The 19,763-nt window shown below is 71.3% G+C and carries 18 protein-coding genes; 3 read left to right on the top strand and 15 right to left on the bottom strand.

Features of this window, described 5'->3' with window-relative positions; genetic code table 11:
• Nucleotides 1-104 precede the first annotated feature (104 nt).
• Complete coding sequence (locus JYK02_RS03050; RefSeq protein ID WP_207048334.1) at nt 105-374, top strand: vegetative protein; 270 nt, start codon at nt 105-107, stop codon at nt 372-374.
• Nucleotides 375-411: 37 nt separating this feature from the next.
• On the opposite strand, the gene JYK02_RS03045 is transcribed toward JYK02_RS03050, so the two are convergent.
• A complete protein-coding gene (locus JYK02_RS03045) occupies nt 412-1,152 on the bottom strand; it encodes an RNA methyltransferase (protein ID WP_207048333.1) in 741 nt (246 codons plus the stop codon).
• Nucleotides 1,153-1,224: 72 nt separating this feature from the next.
• Here JYK02_RS03045 and JYK02_RS03040 point away from each other — a divergent pair, with 72 nt between their 5' ends.
• Together JYK02_RS03040 and JYK02_RS03035 are read left to right on the top strand one after the other, a co-directional pair.
• The gene (locus JYK02_RS03040; protein WP_242588302.1) at nt 1,225-1,794 is read left to right on the top strand and encodes a hypothetical protein; all 570 of its coding nucleotides are present in this window, start codon (nt 1,225-1,227) and stop codon (nt 1,792-1,794) included.
• Nucleotides 1,795-1,845: 51 nt separating this feature from the next.
• Nucleotides 1,846-2,802, top strand: a complete 957-nt coding sequence (locus tag JYK02_RS03035; RefSeq protein WP_207048331.1) for a phosphoribosylaminoimidazolesuccinocarboxamide synthase — start codon at nt 1,846-1,848, stop codon at nt 2,800-2,802.
• Nucleotides 2,803-2,830: 28 nt separating this feature from the next.
• On the opposite strand, the gene purB is transcribed toward JYK02_RS03035, so the two are convergent.
• From purB to JYK02_RS02965, 14 genes are all read right to left on the bottom strand, one after another.
• On the bottom strand, nt 2,831-4,144 hold the full coding sequence (gene purB / locus JYK02_RS03030; protein WP_207048330.1) for an adenylosuccinate lyase: 1,314 nt from the start codon (nt 4,142-4,144) through the stop codon (nt 2,831-2,833).
• On the bottom strand, nt 4,141-5,100 hold the full coding sequence (locus JYK02_RS03025; protein WP_207048329.1) for an ABC transporter substrate-binding protein: 960 nt from the start codon (nt 5,098-5,100) through the stop codon (nt 4,141-4,143). The genes purB and JYK02_RS03025 overlap by 4 nt, the downstream gene beginning before the upstream one ends.
• On the bottom strand, nt 5,097-8,090 hold the full coding sequence (locus JYK02_RS03020; protein ID WP_207048328.1) for a protein kinase domain-containing protein: 2,994 nt from the start codon (nt 8,088-8,090) through the stop codon (nt 5,097-5,099). Before JYK02_RS03020 ends, JYK02_RS03025 begins: the two co-directional genes overlap by 4 nt.
• 114 nt (nt 8,091-8,204) lie before the next feature.
• Nucleotides 8,205-8,660, bottom strand: a complete 456-nt coding sequence (dut, locus tag JYK02_RS03015; protein WP_207048327.1) for a dUTP diphosphatase — start codon at nt 8,658-8,660, stop codon at nt 8,205-8,207.
• 75 nt (nt 8,661-8,735) lie between these two features.
• A complete protein-coding gene (locus JYK02_RS03010; RefSeq protein WP_207048326.1) occupies nt 8,736-9,746 on the bottom strand; it encodes a M23 family metallopeptidase in 1,011 nt (336 codons plus the stop codon).
• A gap of 11 nt (nt 9,747-9,757) precedes the next feature.
• A complete protein-coding gene (locus tag JYK02_RS03005) occupies nt 9,758-10,555 on the bottom strand; it encodes a hypothetical protein (RefSeq protein WP_207048325.1) in 798 nt (265 codons plus the stop codon).
• Between the two features lie 302 nt (nt 10,556-10,857).
• Entirely contained in the window at nt 10,858-13,014 is a 2,157-nt protein-coding gene (gene pnp / locus JYK02_RS03000) for a polyribonucleotide nucleotidyltransferase (RefSeq protein ID WP_207048324.1), read from the bottom strand.
• 403 nt (nt 13,015-13,417) lie between these two features.
• Entirely contained in the window at nt 13,418-13,687 is a 270-nt protein-coding gene (rpsO, locus tag JYK02_RS02995; protein ID WP_014398807.1) for a 30S ribosomal protein S15, read from the bottom strand.
• Between the two features lie 125 nt (nt 13,688-13,812).
• On the bottom strand, nt 13,813-14,142 hold the full coding sequence (locus JYK02_RS02990; protein ID WP_207048323.1) for a hypothetical protein: 330 nt from the start codon (nt 14,140-14,142) through the stop codon (nt 13,813-13,815).
• A gap of 1 nt (nt 14,143) precedes the next feature.
• Nucleotides 14,144-15,007, bottom strand: coding sequence for a tRNA pseudouridine(55) synthase TruB (gene truB, locus JYK02_RS02985; protein WP_207048322.1), 864 nt, complete (start codon nt 15,005-15,007; stop codon nt 14,144-14,146).
• Nucleotides 15,008-15,017: 10 nt separating this feature from the next.
• On the bottom strand, nt 15,018-15,377 hold the full coding sequence (gene rbfA, locus JYK02_RS02980) for a 30S ribosome-binding factor RbfA (RefSeq protein ID WP_120523869.1): 360 nt from the start codon (nt 15,375-15,377) through the stop codon (nt 15,018-15,020).
• The gene (locus tag JYK02_RS02975) at nt 15,374-15,976 is read right to left on the bottom strand and encodes a DUF503 domain-containing protein (protein ID WP_207048321.1); all 603 of its coding nucleotides are present in this window, start codon (nt 15,974-15,976) and stop codon (nt 15,374-15,376) included. The genes rbfA and JYK02_RS02975 overlap by 4 nt, the downstream gene beginning before the upstream one ends.
• 148 nt (nt 15,977-16,124) lie before the next feature.
• Nucleotides 16,125-19,334 (bottom strand): translation initiation factor IF-2, encoded by a 3,210-nt coding sequence (gene infB / locus JYK02_RS02970; RefSeq protein WP_207048320.1) that lies wholly within the window; start codon nt 19,332-19,334, stop codon nt 16,125-16,127.
• Between the two features lie 120 nt (nt 19,335-19,454).
• A complete protein-coding gene (locus tag JYK02_RS02965) occupies nt 19,455-19,751 on the bottom strand; it encodes a YlxR family protein (RefSeq protein WP_207048319.1) in 297 nt (98 codons plus the stop codon).
• Between the last annotated feature and the right edge of the window lie 12 nt (nt 19,752-19,763).

The following is a 19,763-nucleotide window of genomic DNA, read 5'->3' as shown; positions in this document are numbered from 1 at the left end:
CCGCGAAACCCGGCGATACACCGTCCGCCTTCACATCGTGGCGGATCCACCCACAGGTGGCGCCGCGGGTCTTCCAAGCATCGATTCGCAGGAGAGTCCGTACCATGGCCGAGGCCACCCAGACGACGAAGCTCACCCATTGGCCGCGCACCGCCAAGGGCAGCGGCAAGAAGGCGTGCACCGTGGAGGGCTGCAAGCGCCCCTACCGTGCGAAGAGCTATTGCTTCTTCCACTTCAAGAAGTGGCGCCAGGGCGAGCTGCCCCACTCGCGCTACCGCGTGTGCTCCAAGCCGGAGTGCCGCACCAAGGTGCTGAAGGGCGGCCTGTGCGAGAAGCACTACGCCGAGACCTACAAGAAGGACGCGGCGGCCTGAGTCGCCCCGGCTGTTCTCGTGGCGCCGGCCCCCTGCCTCACCCGCGGGAGTTGCCCGGCGCCACGGCGCGGCCCAGATGCTTGAAGGCGTTGAGCCACAGCTCCGCCTCCCGCTGGGTCAGCCGCGCACGCATCAACGTCCGCTCCAGCTCATGCAGCACGTGCTCCGGCGCCTGCGGGTTGAGGAAGTCCGCCGCCAGCATCGCCGCGCGCATGCGTCCGCTCAGCGCGTTGAGCGTCCCCAGCCGCGCGCCGGCCTCCTCTTCCTGGGGCAGCGCGGGCGCATCCGTCAGCCCCTGCCGGTGACAGAGGTACAGGAGCACCGCGGAGGACTGCGCCAGGTTCATGGACGGCTGCACGTCCGACGTGGGGATGACGAGCAGGTCCTGGCAGTGGGTGAGGTCCTCGTCGGACAGTCCCCGCTGCTCGCCGCCGAACAGCAGCGCCACCCGCCCCCGCGTGCTCTCCTCCGCCAGCCGACGCGCCGCGTCCTCCGGCGTCAGAGGGGCGCGCTTCTCCACCTGGGTGCGTGAGGTGGTGCCCACCACGTACACGCAGTCCTCCAGCGCCTCCGCCAGGGTGGGGACGACGCGCATGCCCGAAAGGATGTGGCCGCCCTTCACGGCCATCCTCTCCGCCAGACTGAAGTCCTGGACCACGGGTTCCGAGAGGATGAGACGTTCGAAACCGAAGTTCGCCATGACCCGGCAGACCGCACCCAGGTTGTCGGGTGAACGGGTCTGATGAAGGACGACAGTCAGCTCCGCACCTGGACGCATGCCCCGGAGTTTAGCTGGTGGTGCGTCCGCGTGATCGGTATATTCCCGGTGATGCGTCGCTGGGTCCCTGGCTTGCTTCTGTCGCTGTCGCTCCTCACCACCGCGTGCGGTGGCGCGGGCACGCCCGTGCGTCCGTCGCTCACGGCGCGGCAGGCGCTGAGCAGCTCGCCGGAAGTGGTGGAGTTCGAGTCCCCGGCCGTCCGCCTGGAGCTCTTCCGGGAGATTGCCCGCCAGTCGGAGCAGGAAGCCGGGCAGTCCGCGCAGGGCGTGGCCCTCTTCCCCATCATCCAGGGCAACGAGTTCGTCGCGGCGCCGGGCTTCGAGTCCCGCGCGGACCTGCTCCAGCCGCCGGACGCGGGCAGCGGCCTCCAGTTCGTCTTCGACGCGCGGACGGGTGACCGTTGGCCGGAGGACCGGCGGGAGAGCCTGCAGGGCCTGTCGGAGCGCGAGGCCGCGGAGCTGGTGGCGCGCACGCTCCTGGCGCTCTGGGACATCCAGCCGGAGGGCGCGGTGCAGGTGGACCGTGCCGCGGGCGCGCCGTACGCGGTCGCCTACGTGGACGGCATCCTGCGGATCAACCCGGCGTTCCTCTATCTGGCATCCGCCTACGGTCCTGCTTCCATGGCGGCGGGCCTCCAGTAGAGTCGCGCGCCTCATGAGCTGGCCCCGCTGGGGCCTCGAGGCGCCTCCGACGTGAACACCTCCGCCCTCCACGCGCAACTCACCCACACGCTTCGCCAGACGGACCTGCCGTCGCTCGGCACGCCCTACAAGGGCAAGGTTCGCGACACGTACCGCAAGGGCGACACGCTCATCCTCGTGACGAGCGACCGCCTCTCCGCGTTCGACCACGTGCTCACCACCATCCCCTTCAAGGGCGAGGTGCTGAACCGTCTGGCGGCCTTCTGGTTCGACCGCACGAAGCACATCGTCCCCAACCACGTCCTGGACGTGCCCGACGCGAACGTCACCGTGGCGCGCGCCTGCCAGCCCTACTCCGTGGAGGTGGTGGTGCGCGGCTACCTCACGGGCAGCCTGTGGCGCGACTACGAGAAGGGCACGCACACCGCCTACGGCGTCCCCTTCGCCGAAGGGCTGCGCAAGGACAGCGCGTTCGAAACGCCCATCCTCACGCCGTCCACCAAGGCCGAGTACGGCAAGCACGACGAGCCCATCTCCGAGGCGGAAATCCTCTCCCGCGGGCTGGCCACGCCGCGCGACTGGGCCCGCATCACGGAGGCCGCCCGGGGCCTGTTCCTGGAGGGCCAGAAGTGGGCGCGCACGCGCGGCCTCATCCTGGTGGATACGAAGTACGAGTTCGGGAAGGTGGGCGACGAGCTCTTCGTCATCGACGAGATGCACACCCCGGACTCCAGCCGCTACTGGGTGGCGGACGAGTACGAGGCGCGCTTCGCCAGGGGCGAGGACCAGAAGATGTTGGACAAGGAGAACATCCGCCAGTGGCTCATCCGCGAGCGGAACTTCTCCGGCCACGGCGCGCTGCCCGCGATCCCCGACGACGTGCGCGTGGACCTGGCCACCAAGTACGTGGCCGCCTACGAGCGCATCACCGGCACGTCGCTCTCGCTGACGCCCGGTGACGTGCACTCGCGCATCGAGGGGAACCTGCGGGCGAAGGGCTACCTCTAGCCCCCTCGCCCGTCACGGCCGCGCGCTGCTAGCTGGCGCGGCCGAAGACGCGCTGGAACACCGCGTCCATCTGGCGCGTGTGGTAGCCCGGGGAGAAGCAGTCGGAGACCTCCTCGGGCGTCATCATCTTGGCCAGGTCCGCGTCGTTGAGCAGGGCCTGCCGGAAGTCGACGCCCTCCTCGAACATCTTCATCGCGTTGCGCTGGACGACGACGTACGCCGCCTGCCGGTCCATGCCCTTGCGCGCGAGCTCCAGCAGCAGGCGCTGCGAGTTCACCACGCCGCCCAGCAGGTCCAGGTTCTTCTTCATCTGCTCCGGGTAGACGCGCATGTTCTCCACCAGGCCCGCGAAGCGGTGGAGCATGAAGTCCAGCAGCACGGTGGCGTCCGGGCCAATCACGCGCTCCACGGAGGAGTGCGAGATGTCCCGCTCATGCCACAGCGCCACGTCCTCCATGGCGCTCACCGCGTAGCCGCGCAAGAGGCGCGCGAGGCCCGTGAGGTTCTCCGACAGGATGGGGTTGCGCTTGTGCGGCATGGCGCTGGAGCCCTTCTGTCCCGGAGTGAAGGGCTCCTCCGCCTCGCGCACCTCCGTGCGCTGGAGGTGGCGGATTTCGACGGCGAACTTCTCCAGGCTCGCGCCGACCAGCGCGATGGCGGTGAAGAACTCCGCGTGCCGGTCGCGCTGCACCACCTGGCTGGAGGCGGGCGCGGGCTTGAGGCCCAGCTTCTGGCAGACGTGCTCCTCCACCGACGGCGGCAGGTGCGCGAACGTGCCCACCGCGCCGGAAATCTTGCCCACGGCGATGGTGTCGCGCGCGTGCAAGAGGCGCGTGCGGCCCCGGCGCAGCTCGTCGTACCAGATGGCCAGCTTGTGCCCGAAGGTGATGGGCTCCGCGTGGATGCCGTGGCTGCGGCCCATCTGCAGCGTGTGCTTGTGCTCGAAGGCGCGCTTCTCCACCGCGGCCATCACGCGGTCCATGCCCTTCAAGAGCAGGTCCACGCTGTCGCGCAGGGTGAGCCCCAGCGACGTGTCCAGCACGTCCGAGGACGTCATGCCCAGGTGCAGCCAGCGGGCGCTGGGCCCCACGCGCTCCTCCACGAAGGTGAGGAAGGCGATGACGTCGTGCTTGGTGGTGCGCTCGATCTCCTCGATGCGCGCGGCGTCCGCCTCGGTGAAGTCACCGGCGCGGGCGAGGCAGTCCGCCAACGCGTCCTTGGGGGCGAGGCCTTGCGCGACCATGCCCTCCAGCGCGGCGAGCTCCACGTCGCGCCAGCGGCGGTAGCGGGCGACGTCGGACCAGAGGGAGGCCATTTCGGGACGGCTGTAGCGTGGAATCACTCGTAGACCTTCACGGCAAAGTCCCGGCGCGCCGCGAACCGGAGCACTTCCAGCGCGACGTCACAGGACGGACCTGACTTCTTCGCGGCGGTGAGGTTGAACGAGAGGTCCAGGCCTTCGGGCCGCGCCACCGCCAGCGCGCCGGGGTCGACCTTCTCGTGGACGATTCGACTGGCCAGCCTCCCCGCCTGCTGACCGAGCGCCAGCGGGGCCGGCGCGAGGGCCAGCGTCGCGCCCTCCTTCACCTGGCTGGCCGTGAGCGCCACCAGCGGCACCTTGCGGGAGGCACTGAAGGCGATGAGCGCCTGGACGACGGAAGCGTTGCCCACGGTCTTGTCCGCAACCATCAGGAGCCCGTCCACCTTCCCCGCCGCGCCCTCCAGCACCTCGCCCACCCGCTCCTGCGCCTCCACGGCCAGCGGGACGATGGTGAGCCCCAGGGCCGCGCCAGCGGAGCGGGCCTGCGCCACCGCGCCCGCCGAGGAGCGCGGGTCATGCAGGATGCCCACGCGCTTCGCGGAAGGGGCCACGGCCTTGAGCGCGGCAAACTCCGGGGCGAAGTCGCTGGTGAGCGCGATGCCGGTGACGTTGGGCGCCTCCAGGCCGTACTTCTCGTGGTACGGCACCATGGCGAAGAGCACGGGCACGTCCTCGCCCAGCGAGCGGCGCGCGGCGTTGGCGGCCAGCGGCCCCAGGGCCAGCACCAGCGCGGGCTTCTGCGCGGCCAGCGCCTTGAAGACGCGCGCGGCCTCCGTGGGGCTCTCCTCCAGGGTCAGCTCGGTGACGTCCGCGCGGGCCTCGGCGGTGAAGCCGGCGAGGAAGGAGGCGTACGGCGCCAGGCTCGAGGACTTCACGGCCACCACGCGCGGCCTGGCGGCGCTTCGCGGCGAGGCCTGCGCGAGGACGGCAGCGGGCAGGAGGAGCGTGAGGAGCGCGAGCCTCCGGAGGGTCGTCATCGCAGCACGTTCTGGCAGCAGCGGAAGCCCACGTCGGGGGCCTTCTGCGACACGGCGCCCCGCCGGCGCGCGGAGCACCGGGCGGTGTCGCCGGGCGTGCTGAAGGCACCGCCCTTGATGAGCCGGTCCTCGGTGTCCGGGTAGTTGGAGGCGGTCCACTCGGCGGCGTTGCCGGACAGGTCCATCGCGCCGTAGCCGGAGCGGCAGGCCGGGTTCGTTCCGGAGGCCGCCAGGGCTTTCGCGGGGCCTTCGGTCGTCCCGGTGTTGCAGGCTGCCTGCGCCTGCTCGTCACCGGAGGAGAAGCGCGCGTTGCCGGGGCCCTTGCAGGACTTCTCCCACTCGTCCTCGGAGCACAGGCGCTTGCCGAGGTTTTCGCAGGAGGACTTCGCGTCGAGCCACGTCACGTTGACGCTGGGCTTGCGGCCGGACTTGTTGGGGAACTCGAATTCGTCGACGCAGAACGAGTCCACCATGACGCTGTCCATGCGCATCTCGTCGGTGGAGCCGGACGCCTGCAGGTCCTCCGGGGACGCGCCCTTCTTGAAGCTGCCGCCGCTGACCAGCCGCATGCCGTCCGGACAGTGGTCCCCTCCGGCCATGATGCCGCCCGTCGCGGCGGCCGGGCCGGGCGTGGCGGGCGTGGGGCTGTTCTTCGCGGCCTGGGCCTGACGCAGGCGCAGGTAGAGGTAGCCACCGCCCGCGCCCAGCACGACGCCCGCCACCGCGAGGATGATCATCCACATCATCGAGCTGGGGCCGGAGCGGGGAGGCTTCACCTGCGTGGCCCGCGTCGTGGGGAGCGTGTGCAGTCCGGACACCGACGGCGGCAACCGGCGCGCGGAGGAGCGGACACCCGACACGTCGGGAGGGGGCTCGCCCTTTCGCGAGCGTCCGCCGGTGGAGTTCGTGTCCTGGACACCGGAAGAACGGACCGCGCCCTGCGCCGCCGAGGCCCGAGGGGCACGCGGAGAGGACTGCTCCGAGCCGCGACCGTTCACCGAGGACACCGCACCCGAGGCCCGAGGGTTGCGGCCGCCGCGGCTGGTGGAGCGGGACTCCGAAGGTTCGTCGTCGTCGGAGCCCCGGCCGGACCGTGACTCCGTGGCGGATGCATCCGCGTTGCGATTGCTGGACCGGCCCTCGGATGCATCCGCGCCGCGTCCGGAGCGCCCATCGCCGGACGCGTCGCCGCGCCCCGAGCGCCCGTCACTGGAGGCCGCTTCACCACGGCCGGTGGAGCGAAGGTCGCCAGAGGAGGACTCACCGCGCCCGGAGCGCCCGTCGCTCGACGCGGATTCACCGCGACCGTTGGAGCGTGCATCGCCCGATGAAGACTCGCCGCGAGCACCCGCGGATGAGGACTCACCACGACCCGAGCGGCCCTCGCTCAACGCGGCTTCGCCGCGACCGTTGGAGCGGCCTTCGCTCGACGCTTCACCACGACCGGAGCGCCCGTCAGCCACAGCGGCTTCGCCACGGCCATTGGAGCGCGCGTCGCTGGCGGACGCTTCGCCACGCCCCGCACGCCCGTCGCCGGCGGCGTCACCGCCACGACCCGAGCGGCCCTCACCCTCCGCGGAGCGGGCTCCACGCGGATCCGCCGGGAACGACGGTTCCTCCGCCTTGGCGAAGATGCGCATCACCGGCTCGCCAGCCTTGGCCGACGCCCGAGGCTCCTGCTGCGTCGCCGCGTCGGGCGCCTGTCCCAGCAGCCTCGGATCCTGCGCCGCCTCCGCGCCCTTGCGGCCCGGCGGCGCCACCGCGCGCATCTCCTGCATCGTCGCCGCGTCGGACACGGAGCGCGCTTCGGGGCCCGTGATGTAGTCCAGCGCCTGCGCGTTCGACCCCAGGATGGCCGCCAGCGTCGCCGCGTCCAGCGGCTGCGTCGCATCCGGCGGAGGCGCATCGTCCTGCGCGGGGATGGGCGCGGCGGGCGTGGGCGCCATCGCCACCGGCAACATGCCCGTGGGCACCGGCGGCAGCGGCTTGTTCGCCGCCCTCGCGGCCACCGCGGCCGCGGGCAGTGCCCCCGTCGGCGGCACCGCGCGCTGCCTCGACGCCGCGGCCGGGTGCCGCTGCACCAGCGCCGCGAACTCCGCGTGCAGCTCACCGGCCGACTTCGGACGGGCCAGCGGGTTCACGTTGAGCGCGCGCCGGTAGAGGGACTCGAACGCGGGCGGCAGGTCCGGATGCCGCACCGACACCTCGGGCACCCCGCCGTCCTCCGGCAAGAGCCCCGTCACCATCTCGCCCATCAACACGCCCAGCGAGTACACGTCCATGCGCGTGTCCAGCTCCGCGCCATTCACGTACTCGGGAGCGATGTACGCCGCCGCCCGGTGCCCCTTCTGCGCCTGCACGAAGGGCAGGTGCGGCACCGCGAGCCCCAGCCCGTAGTCCGACACCTTCAGCATGTCCGGCAGCACGAAGACGTTCTCCGGCTTCACGTCCGAGTGCGGCCCGAAGCGGTGCGCCCCGTCCAGCGCCGCCGCCATCTGCGCCAGCAGCGGCTCCACTTCCTTCAGCGAGAACAGCTGCCCCTTCGCCGCGCGCTGCTCCATCATCCGGCGCAGCGTGAGCCCTTCCAGGAGCTGCATCGTGAAGAAGGGCCGGTCCCCGTCCACGCCCTCCTCGTACACGCGCACCAGATTGGGGTGGTTGAGCTTCTTGCCCACCCGCATGGACAGCGCGAACTGCGTGCGCTCCTCCGGCTGCTGCACCAGCCGAGGCTGGATGACCTTCAGCGCCACCTCCACGTCGATGGCCTGGTCCTGCGCGCGGAAGACGAAGCCCAGCGGCCCCGACCCGACGACCTCCTGGATGGCGTAGCGGTCCGCGACGACGTCGCCCGGCTTGTAGGGCGCGCCCTCCGCTCCCCTCCGGCGCGCCGCCCCCGCCGCCTGGCGCGCGGCCGCGTCGAACTTCTGGCCACACGTGGCACAGGTTTCACTCGTATCGGGGACATGGCTGCCGCAGCGGTAGCAGAGCAAAGCAGTGAAACTCCGGAACGGGGCCGCGGGGGGGCGGCCTTCCCGGCGGACGGCCGGGGGCCTCCATTCTGCCCGCTCCGGAGCCATTGAGGAACGACGTTGCGCGCCGGGCCGCTAGCGGCCCGTGGACCCGAAACCGCCGTCACCCCGGGAAGTCACTTCCAGCACGTCCACCTCGCGCAGGGCCGTGGCCGTCACCGGGGCCACCACCAGCTGGGCCACCCGGTCCCCCCGACGCAGGGTGAAGGGGGTGTTGGACAGGTTCACGAGCAGCACCTGCACCTCCCCCCGGTAGTCCGCGTCCACCGTCCCGGGGGAGTTGAGGCACGTCACCCCATGTCGCAGCGCCAGCCCGGAACGGGGCCGCACCTGCCCCTCGAAGCCCGGGGGGAGCGCGAACGCCAGCCCGGTGGGCACCGCCATCCGCTCCAGGGGCTGGAGGACCCACTCCGCGTCGATGTCGGCCCGCAGGTCCATCCCGGCGGCCAGCTCCGTCTCATAGCGCGGCAGGGGCAGCGGGTCCGGATGCGAGCGCACCCGGCGCACGGGGACGGTCAGCGAGGGGTCCATGCCCCCGCCGTAACACGCACCCCGCCCCCCCTCCATTTCCTGACCCCGACGTCACGGGTCGTATGCCCCCTGCCCTCACAGCTCGGTCGCGCCGTCCGCCGTGCGCAGGGCGGTGCGGAACCCGAACGGGTCCACGGGCCGGGCGGCCAGCTCCAGCTGGTAGTGCAGGTGCGGCCCGGTGGACCGGCCGGTGCTGCCCGACAGCGCGATGGCCTGCCCCTTCTCCACCCGAGTGCCCGCCTTCACCAGCAGCTCCGAGTTGTGGCAGTAGGCCGTCGTCACGCCCCGGCCGTGGTCCAGCACCAGCACGCGGCCGTTGACGGAATCCTCGCTCGAGCGGCGCACCACGCCCGCGGCCACCGCCGTCACCGTCGTGCCCGTCCGCACCGCCAGGTCCACTCCCGTGTGCATCCGGCGCGTGCGCAGCGTGGGGTGGACGCGGTAGCCGAAGGGGCTCGTCACCGGAGCGCTCTCCGACACCGGCCACCCGAGCATCAGCGCGGTGGACAGCGCCAGCGCCTGCGCCGCGCCCACGGAGGAGCCCTCGAAGCCCGGGGGCAGCTGCTTCGCCAGGCGCTCCAGGCTCAGCGCCCCACCCTCCGCGCCCACCCGCTCCAGCGCGAAGCGCGCGGGCACCCGCCCCGCGAACACCGCCGTCACCCGCGCCTCCTCCGACGGGAAGTCCCCGGCGAGCGCGTCCAGCAGCCGCCGCGTCGCCACGGGTCCGCGCACCGGATCCACCAGGGACTCCGGGTCGATGCCCTCCGCACGGGCCAGCGCGAGCGCGGGCTCGCGGGCCTTCGCATCCAGGGCCTTCAGCGCCGAGTGCGTCCCCCACGCCAGCGCCTCCGCGCTCGTGGGCACGCGCGTGAGCAGCGCGGCGGGCAGCGCGGCCGGCACGGGCACCGCCGTCCCGCTCACGCCGTCGTAGTACGCGAGCAGCGGCCGGGCCGTGGTGCGCGTATGGAAGGCCCAGGCCCCCGCGCGCCGCAGGAGCGCGCCCGCGGGCGTGTGGTGGTACGCGCACCACACGCACAGCAGCGCGAAGGTGAAGTCCAGCAGTCCCCGGGCGCGTCGAGCGAACATGCGTCAGGGCCTCAGCGTAGGAAGGACAGCACCGGGGCCGCGTCCCACGCCGCCGCGAGTCCCAGCGGGGCCACCAGCAGGCACCCCACCAGCCCGCGAGTCCATGCCCGCCGGGGGCCCGCCGCTTCACACGCCGCGTCCGCGTGCTGGAGGTTGCGCAGCACCGCGCGCCAGCCCAGCGAGACGCTCACGCCGACCAGCGCCGCCACCGCCAGCCCCCGGGCCGCCCAGTCCGCGCCAACGTCGCCAAACAGCGGCCGCCATGACAGGTACACCGTGCCCTGGACGAGCCGCGCCACCGTGCACGCGCCCGCGAGCACCACGCCCGCCGTGGCCAGCGGCCGCACCCACCGCATCGGAGTGGGCCGCCGCAGACAGCGCCGCAGCAGCGCCTTCCATGAGGATGCCTCCGAAGCGGACGCCGTCACCGGACGCCAGGGCTCCACGGGCCGCGACGCCTCCACCTCCCGGTAGCCGAGCGCCGGCAGCGCCAGGAGCAGGTCCGCCGCCAGTTCCCAACCCAAGGCGAGGGCCCGAGCCAGCCGGGTGCGCGTCTCCAGGGAGACCCAGTCCACCATCGACGCGGTCGCGGGGAACTGGCCCACCCATGCATCGAACGCGGAGTCCAACCGGTCCACCGCCGTGAGCAGCCGGTCATCCAGCGTGTCCGCCGCCGCGTGCACGCCCACCGCCACCAGCGCGAGCAGACCCAGCGGCATGAACGCCCAGCGGAACGCCCCGAGGAACCGGGACAGGTCCGTGAGGAAGCTGCTCGAGGGCTCCGAGGAGCTGGATGGGTGGGCCGGCATGGAGCGCCTCCGGGGCGGTCCCCCATCAACGCGGGAAGCCCTCCCGGGGTTTTAAGCCTCCAGGGCCCCAGGGCGAAAACGCCGAGTGTTCCACCCGAAGCCTCCGCCCGCCCGGAGCCGCCCAACTGGTCCGACTGTCGGACCAGTTCGTGAGCCGCGCCGCCGACGGGGGCCCAGGGCCGTTCTCGTCTTCTCAACCCCAACGACAACGCCCCGCCCCTTCGCGCCCGGAGGCGGGAGGAGACGGGGCGTTTTCCGGTCAGCGGCCTTCCTCACGGAGGGCCGCTACGCGGGGGCCGGACTCAGGCCTTCGCGTCCGGCGCCGGGGCGGCCGGGGCGGCGGCCGCGGGGGGCGTGCCCTGCGCGGTGGCGCGCTCGGCCATGGCCTCCTTGCGCGACAGGCGGATCTTGCCCGTCTTGTCGATGCTGACGACCTTCACCAGCACCTCGTCGCCCTCGGTCAGCACGTCCGACACGCTCTTCACGCGCTTGTCGGACAGCTCGGAGATGTGGATGAGGCCGTCGGTGCCCGGGAACAGCTCCACGAAGGCGCCGAACTCGGCGATCTTCCGGACGGTGCCGGTGTAGATCTTCCCGATCTCCGCCTCGCGCGTGAGCGCCTGGATCATCGCGATGGCGGCCTTCACCGCCTCGCCGTTCGCGCTGGCGATGTCCACGCGGCCGGTGTCCTCGATGTTAATCGCGGCACCCGTGCGGGCGATGATGTCCTTGATCACCTTGCCGCCCGGCCCGATGACGTTCTTGATGAACTCCGGACGGATCTGGATGGTCGTGATGCGCGGCGCGAACTGGCTGATCTCCTTGCGGGGAGCGCTCAGCGTCTTCGCCATCTCCGCCAGGATGTGCTCGCGGCCCTGACGCGCCTGCTCCAGCGCGCGGCTCATGATCTCCGTGGTGAGGCCGGTGATCTTGATGTCCATCTGGATGGACGTGATGCCCTTGGTCGTGCCGCAGACCTTGAAGTCCATGTCGCCCAGGTGGTCCTCGTCACCGAGGATGTCGGACAGGATGGCGATCTTCTCACCCTCCTTCACCAGGCCCATGGCGATGCCGGCGACCGGCGCCTTGATGGGTACGCCCGCGTCCATCAGCGCCAGCGTGCCACCGCACACGGAGGCCATGGACGACGAGCCGTTGGACTCGAGGATCTCCGACACCAGACGCACGGTGTAGGGGAACGAGTCGCTGGCCGGAATCATGTTGCGCAGCGCGCGCTCCGCCAGGGCGCCGTGACCCACCTCGCGACGGCCGGGGCCGCGCAGGGGCTTGGTCTCGTTCACGCTGAACGGCGGGAAGTTGTAGTGCAGCATGAACCGCTTGAAGGCCTGGCCGCTGAGCAGCTCCAGCCGCTGCTCGTCCTCGCTGGTGCCCAGCGTGACGACCACCAGGGCCTGCGTCTCGCCGCGGGTGAACACCGCGCTGCCGTGCGTGCGGGGCAGCACGCCGACCTCGTTGGTGATGGAGCGCACCACGTTGTGCGGACGGTCACCGATGCGGCCACCGTTCACGGTGAGCTCACGCATGTGGTCGTACTTCAGGTCCTCGATGACCTGCTTGGCGTGCTTCTCCACCTGCGGGGTGAACTCCGCGCCCAGCTTCTCCTTGAGCGCCGCGATCGCCGCCTTCTTCGCCTTGGAGAGCGCCTCGTAGCGCGCGCCCTTCTCCTTGATGGCGTAGCCGGCCTTCACGCCCTCCAGCGCCAGCTCGCGGACCTGGTTGCGCAGGCCCTCGTCGATGGTGGCGGGCTTCTCGTAGGAGCGGACCTGCTTCTTCAGCTCCGTGCGCAGCTGGTCCTGCAGGTCCAGCGCGGGCTGGGCGTTCTGACGGCCGAACTCCAGGGCCGCCACCATGTCCGCCTCGCTGACCTCCTCCGCGCCACCCTCCACCATCACGATGGCCTCGCGGCTCACCGCCATGACGAGGTCCAGGTCGCTCTGCTCGCGCTGCTTCGCGGTGGGGTTGGCCACGAACTGGCCGCCCACGCGGCCCACGCGGATGCCCGCGATGGGGCCGTTGAACGGGATGTCCGACACCCACAGCGCCGCGGAGGCGCCGGTGATGCCGTGGATGTCACCCTCGTTCTCCGGGTCCGCGGAGATGACGGACGCGATGACCTGCGTCTCGTAGGCGTAGCCTTCCGGGAACAGCGGACGGCAGGAGCGGTCCACCAGACGGGAGGCCAGCGTCTCCTTCTCCGTCAGGCGGCCCTCGCGCTTGAAGTAGCTGCCCGGGATGCGGCCCGCCGAGTACAGCTTCTCCTGGTACTCCACCGTGAGGGGCAGGAAGTCGACGTCCTTCTTCTCCCGCGCGCTCACCGCGGTGACGAGCAGCATGGTGTCGCCGTAGCGGACCACCACGGAACCGTCGGCCTGCTTGGCCAGGCGGCCCGTCTCGATGCTCAGCTCGTTCTCACCAATCTTGACGCTCTTCTTCAACATGTCGTGTGGCCTCTGTGCCTGCTTCGCGTGCGAAGGCCCTTGCCAGCCGCGGCCTGCCCACGTGCGTGGGGCAGGAGCCGCCCGGAAAGGGGCCCTCTGGGATTGAGCGGTCGCCAGGGCCTGAAGCAGGCACATGCCAGACGAACGCTGCCTGTACTGCGGAAACGGGCTCCGTTGCGGAGCGCCGGAGGGATGGACCAGACCTCTTGATCCCTGATCACACCCGCCGACCCCGAAGACCTCAGGTCGGCCGGTCTGAACGGAAACCAAAAGAGCCCGCCTCCACCACTCCCTCGCCCACTCCTTCTCCCACGTCCGCGCTTCTGTTCTGAAACCGTGCTGCGTGCTGCCCAAATGCGCGGGGCGCTGGTGGTGTGCCAGCGCCCCGGTCACTGCTCGAGGACTACTTGCGGATGCCGAGGCCCTCGATGAGCTTCTTGTAGCGGGCCACGTCCTTGGACTTGAGGTAGTCCAGCATGCGGCGGCGCTGACCGACCAGCTTCAGCAGACCGCGGCGGGAGTGGTGGTCCTTCTTGTGGGTCTTGAAGTGCTCGGTGAGCATGTTGATGCGCTCGGACAGCAGCGCCACCTGCACCTCGGGCGAGCCGGTGTCGGACTCGTGGGTGCGGAACTTCGTGACCAGCTCGCTCTTGCGTTCCTGATGCAACGACATGGGCTTCTTCCTGAATCCCGCTCCGGGGTGACCGCTCGTGCCGCCTGGGTCCGCGGAGGGGTACAGACCCGGCCTCATGGTCCTTCTAACGAGCGGGCCGCTTATAAGCTTCACCCCCTGGGGGGTCAACCTTCGCCGCCCGTCCGTCCGCCCTTCGGGGGTCGGGACAGTGCGAAGACGTACAACCGGCAGCCGCCCGGCATTCCGCCCCCTCCCGGGGAGAGCTCCCGGGCCGTCGCCTCGTTCATGGCCACGTGCAGGTACAGGCCCCCCGGCTCGCCGCCGTCACCCGCCAGGAACTGCCGGGTGCGCGGGTACAGCCGCAGGAGCGCCTCCACCACGTCGCCGATGCCCGCCGCCGCGGGGACGCCCAGGGACAGCTCGCGCCGCCCGTCGAAGGCGCCGCGCAGGCCCGGGGCCACGCTCACGGAGATGTCATGGGTCCGGGTGGCCACTTCAGTTGAACACCCGCTGGTAGCGCAGCCGCCCGCCCACCACTTCCGCCATGGCGAGCAGCGCGTCATCCGGGCCCAGCACCCGCACCCGGCCCGGCACGGGGGCGACCTCCACGGGGACGCCGTGCAGCACGCGCCGCGCCTCGTCCGCGTTCACCCGGACGGCGGGCAGGTCCGTCAGCGAGTCCGCCAGCGACACCAGCCGCCCGGCCACGGCCTCGCGCGAAAGGGACGCCAGGTCCCCCAGGGGCAGCGCCCGCGCCAGGGTGAAGGGGCCGCTCATCGTGCGCCGCAGCGCCTCCAGGTGCGCCCCGCAGCCCAGCGCGCGGCCCAGGTCGTACGCCAGCGTGCGCACGTAGAAGCCCTTCGTGCACCGCACCGACAGGGTCAGCCGGTCCGCGGAGAAGTCGCGCAGCACCAGCTCGTGCACGGTGACGGTGCGGCTGGCCCGCTCCACTTCCTCGCCCGCGCGCGCCAGTTCATAGAGCCGCTTCCCGGCGACCTTCACCGCCGAGTACATGGGCGGGACCTGTTCAAACGTGCCCCGGAAGCGGGACAGCACGGCCTCCAGCAGCGGCGCCGTCAGCGGGGGCACCGGGGCCTCCGCCGTGGGCTTGCCCTGGGCGTCCTGGGTGTCCGTCTCGATTCCGAGCCGCACCACGGCGTCGTAGGCCTTGTCGCCTTCCGTGATGATGCCGGCCACCTTGGTGGCCTCACCCAGGCACACCGGCAGCACGCCGGTGGCCATGGGGTCCAGCGTGCCCGTGTGGCCCGCCTTCTTCACCTTCAACAGGCCGCGCACCTGACGGACCACGTCGAAGGACGTGGGACCCAGGGGCTTGTCGATGACGAGAACGCCGTCCATGAAGCGGGGCCTACCAGCCTTCCTTGCCGCGCACCTCGCGCAGGAGCCGGTCGATCTTATCGCCCTCGCCCACCGACGCGTCGAAGGCGAAGAAGATTTCCGGCGACACGCGCAGGTTGACCGCGGACGTCACCTCGCGGCGCACGAAGCCCTTGGCGGCCTCCAGGCCCTTCTGGGTGTCCGCCTTCTCCTGGTCCGTGCCCAGCATCGAATAGAACACCTTCGCCACCCGCAGGTCCGGCGACACCTTCACGCCGGTGATGGTGATGAAGCCGATGCGCGGGTCGCGCAATTCCCCCCGCGTCAGCAGGGCGCCAATGGCCGCCTGGATTTCCTGCCCCACGCGCTCGGGTCGTGCATGCGTCGTCATTTCTTCTCCCAGTCTCGCGGGTTGCGCAGCGCCCGGGCCTTCGCCCGCGCGTCGTCCAGCGTCAAGCTTCCACCGTCACCCGTGGGGCGGGACGGTCCGGGCCCGGGGCCCGCGCCCTCGTGCCGCTGCTCCCACGAGCCCAGCCCTTCCGCTTCCGCCAGCGAGCGGTCGCTGCGCAGGAACCGGGCGATGGCCGCCTCCGAGTGCGCGTGCGCGTCCTCGGGGGACAGGTGGGCGTCCTCGTCCTCCGGCGCCGGCACCTTCGCCGGGGCGCGGAAGCCCGTGGGCCGGTTGTCGGAATAGAGCGTGTCCCCGAAGGCGAGGATCTCCGTCTCCCGGGCCATCAGCGGCGCGACGTACATCTCTTCGATGAAGTGGATGATCTTCTCCAGCTGCTCATCCACGTGCGGGCGCTCGTTGCCCACGACCGCCAGGGCCACGGACGCCTTCTGCCACAGGTCCTGGTCGTCCACTTCCGCGACGGCCACGTTGAAGCGGGCCTTCACCCGGTCCGTCACCCGGCGGAGCACCTGCCGCTTGGACTTCAGCGAGGCGCTCTCCGGAATCTGGAGGGTGAGGCGTGCGACACCGACGAACATAGAGGTCCCCCAGGACGGCAGCGGCCCGGACGCTCCTTGCGCGCCAGGCCCCGCCGACTCGTCGTCCATCCCCCGGGAAAGGTGGGGCCTTCCCCGAGGTCCGTCGAGTGCGCCTCTCAAGGATTCCGAGAGGCGCTGCCTCTGCGGATTACGAGAGGCTCTGCCGGGTCTCCTCGATCTCGTAGGCCTCGATGATGTCGCCGGCCTTGAGGTCGTTGAAGTTCTCGATGCCGATACCGCACTCGAAGCCCTGCGCGACTTCCTTCACGTCGTCCTTGAAGCGGCGCAGCGACGCCATCTTCCCGGAGAAGAGCTGCTTGTTCTCGCGCATGAGGCGCACGAACGAGCCGCGCTTCATCACGCCGTCCAGGACGGCCGCGCCGGCGATGGTGCCCAGCTTCGGCACGTTGAAGGTGTTGCGCACCTCCGCACGGCCCAGCTTGCGCTCGGTGCGGATGGGCTCCAGGAGGCCCTCCATCTCCGTGCGAACCCCGTCGATGAGCTCGTAGATGATGGAGTAGCTCTGCAGCGTCACCTGCTGCGCCTTGGCCGCGGCCTCCGCGCCCGACTCCGGCTTCACGTTGAAGCCCAGCACGACGCCCTTGGAAGCGGCGGCGCGCATGACGTCGGTCTCCGTGATGGCGCCCACGCCCGCGTCGATGATGACCACCCGCACCTTGTGCGTGGTGAGCTTGTCCACCGCCTGGCGCACGGCCTCCGCCGAGCCCTGCACGTCCGCCTTGATGATGACGCGCAGCTCCTTGGGCCCGCCGCCCGCCTTCGTCTTGGCGAAGAGCTGGTCCAGGGACTCGCGGCTGACCTTGCTGAGCTCCGCCTGCCGCTCCTTCATGCCGCGGTGGTCGGCGATCTGCTTGGCCGCCTTCTCGTCGGAGACGACGTTGATGGCGTCACCCGCGGTGGGCACGCCGGACAGGCCGACGACCTCCGCGCAGTAGCCCGGCTTCACTTCCTTCACGGACTCGCCGCGGCTGTTGTTCATGGCGCGGACGCGGCCGTAGTGCGTGCCGGTGACGATGGCGTCGCCCAGCTTGAGCGTGCCCTCCTGCACCAGCACCGTGGCCACGGGACCGCGGCCACGCTCCAGCTTCGCTTCCACGATGGCGCCCACGGACGGACGCGCCGGGTTGGCGGTCAGCTCGAGGACTTCGGCCTGCAGCGCCAGGTTCTCCAGGAGGAGATCCAGGTTCATCTTCGTCTTCGCGGAGACGGGCACCATGATGGTGTCGCCGCCCCACTCTTCCGGCACCAGCTCCTGGCTCGCGAGGTCCTTCTTCACGCGGTCGGGGTTGGCGCCCGGGACGTCCATCTTGTTGATGGCGACGACGATGGGCACCTCCGCCTGCTTCGCGTGCTTGATGGCCTCGATGGTCTGGGGCATCACGCCGTCGTCCGCGGCCACCACCAGCACCACGATGTCCGTCACGTTGGCGCCACGGGCGCGCATGGACGTGAAGGCCTCGTGGCCCGGGGTGTCCAGGAACGTGACGTCGCCGCGCGCGGTGGACACGCTGTACGCGCCGATGTGCTGGGTGATGCCGCCCGCCTCGCCCGCGGCCACGCTGGCCTGGCGGATGGCGTCCAGCAGGCTCGTCTTGCCGTGGTCGACGTGGCCCATGATGGTGACCACCGGCGGACGGGGACGCTCGTCCTCCGCCTTGGCCTCCACCTCCGGCAGGTAGTCCTCCACCTCGAAGCCGACGCGCTCGACCTTCCAGTGGTAGTCGCTGGCGATGAGCTCCGCGGTGTCGGCGTCCAGGATCTGGTTCGCCGTGGCCATCTTCTGCATGCCCATCAGCTTCTTGATGAGCTCCGCGGTGCGGATGCCCATGCGCTGACCCAGGTCGGAGACGCTGATGCCCTCCTGGAGCTTGATGACCTTCTTCTCCTCGGCCATCTGGGTGATCTGCGTCTTGGCGCCCTTCTTCGTGGGCTTGCGCTTCTTGCCGCGGATCGGGATCTGGATGCGGCCCCAGACCATGTCCGACAGCTCCTGCTTCGAAACGCTGGTCGTCTCAGGACCCGTGCGCTTGCGCTGGCCACGCTCCTTGTTCTTGGAGACGTCCACGAGCTCGCGGCCGCGGCCCAGGTGATCCGGGACGACCTTGTACTCGCGCTTCTCCGTGCCGAGCGCCGTGCGGCCCGGGGCCATGGGGTACTGCTTGGCCTGGGTCGTGGTGGGCGTGACGCGGCGGACCTGGATGAGCGGACGCGAAATCACCACGGCCTGGGTGGCCGTGGGGCGCGCCTGGGCGCCCGGCGTGGGCGCGACCTGGGCGTGCGGGACGCCGCCGACCATGATGGTCGGGCCGCTCGGCTGCACCGGAGCCCCGGTGCCACCGGCCGTGGGAGGCGAGGACGGACGCACCGGCCCCGTCTGGCCCGGACGCGCCTGCATGGGCGCTCCCGGACGGTTCATGGGCGGCGAGCCCGGACGGCCCCCCTGCATGGGCGCGCCAGGACGGCTGCCCGGACCCGTGGGCCCACCCGGACGACTGCCGGGACCACCCGGACCCCCCGGACGGCTGCCCGGCGGCCCACCAGGGCGCCCGCCCGTGGAACCCGGACGCTGCACGTAACCGGGACCTCGGGAGATGACCGTCGCGGACGTCGACGTGGAAGAAGGCGTCCGTGCGGTGGGCGGGACCGGCGAGCGCGTAGGGGGGTTGGGCAAGCGGGGACTCTCCTGCGTAGGACTGCGCGGTGTCGCCGTGGCCGGGGTCGGCTCGGCGGCCCGGGGCGTCTCCACCACGGCCGCGGGAGGCGGGGTGGACGGCGGCGTCACGGGCGGGGTGGCGGTTGCGGCAACAGGCGGAGCGGCCGGAGCCTCGGGCGCGGTAGGCGCCTCCGGGGCTGCGGCGGTGGGGGTGGCGGCCGGGGTCTCCGGCGGCGCGGCCGTCACGGCCGGGGCCTCCGGGGCGCGGGCCACGGGGGCCTGCTCCACGGCGGCGGGCGGCGGCTCCACGGCGGCGGGAGCCTGCTGCGGCTCCGGCTCCACGGGGGCGGCGGCCTGCGGCTCCTGCGCGGGCTCCGGCTCGTAGGCCTGCTCGTTCTGCGCGTAGGCGTCCTGGCTCTCCGGGGCGGACGTGCCCGCGGGAGGACCGACCTTGCGGCGCACCACGAATCCCTTCGCGGCGACGGGCGGGGCGGCCTGCTTCGGCTTGCGCTTGTCCAGGATCTTCTGGACCGCGGCGGTGGCCTGATCGTCATCCAGCGAGGACGAGTGGCTCTTGACGTCGTAACCCAGCCCGGCGAGCTCGGTCACGACCTCCTTGTTGTCGAGCTCAATCCCGTGGCTCTTGAGCTCCTTGGCGATTTCGTGAACGCGCTTCTTCGACATACCTTGATTGGCCTTCTGCTCCGCCAGCGACGAGGCCGAGCACCCTAGTCCAAAGCCGAAATTGTGTGCGAGTGGTGCTTAACAGCCACCTCTCCCCGCAACCTCTCCACCCACCCGCCCTCACTCCCAAGCCTGTCCGAGTGCTGACGGGTCGACCTGCCCCGCCTTGCCCCGGAAGGCCCTGCCCAGCGCCTTACGCTTGAGCGCTGCCGTCAGACAACCGGCACCGCACAGGTACGCCCCCCGCCCTGGCAGCCTCCGCCGCCTGTCCGCCACCACGCCGCCCTGGGGACCTACCACGAACCGGGTGAGTTCCGCCTGTGACTTGCGCGAACCGCACCCGACGCAGGTCCGGACCGGACCTGACGTCGTGATTTCCGTGGGATGTGTCCCGGGCCGTTTGGTTTCGCGGCGCATCTCCCGACCCCC

The sequence above is a fragment of the Corallococcus macrosporus genome, assembly GCF_017302985.1.
In the GTDB taxonomy this organism is placed as follows: Bacteria; Myxococcota; Myxococcia; order Myxococcales; family Myxococcaceae; genus Corallococcus; species Corallococcus macrosporus_A.
Note: the sequence above shows the minus strand (reverse complement) of the source record. Positions and strands in the feature narration are given on the sequence as shown.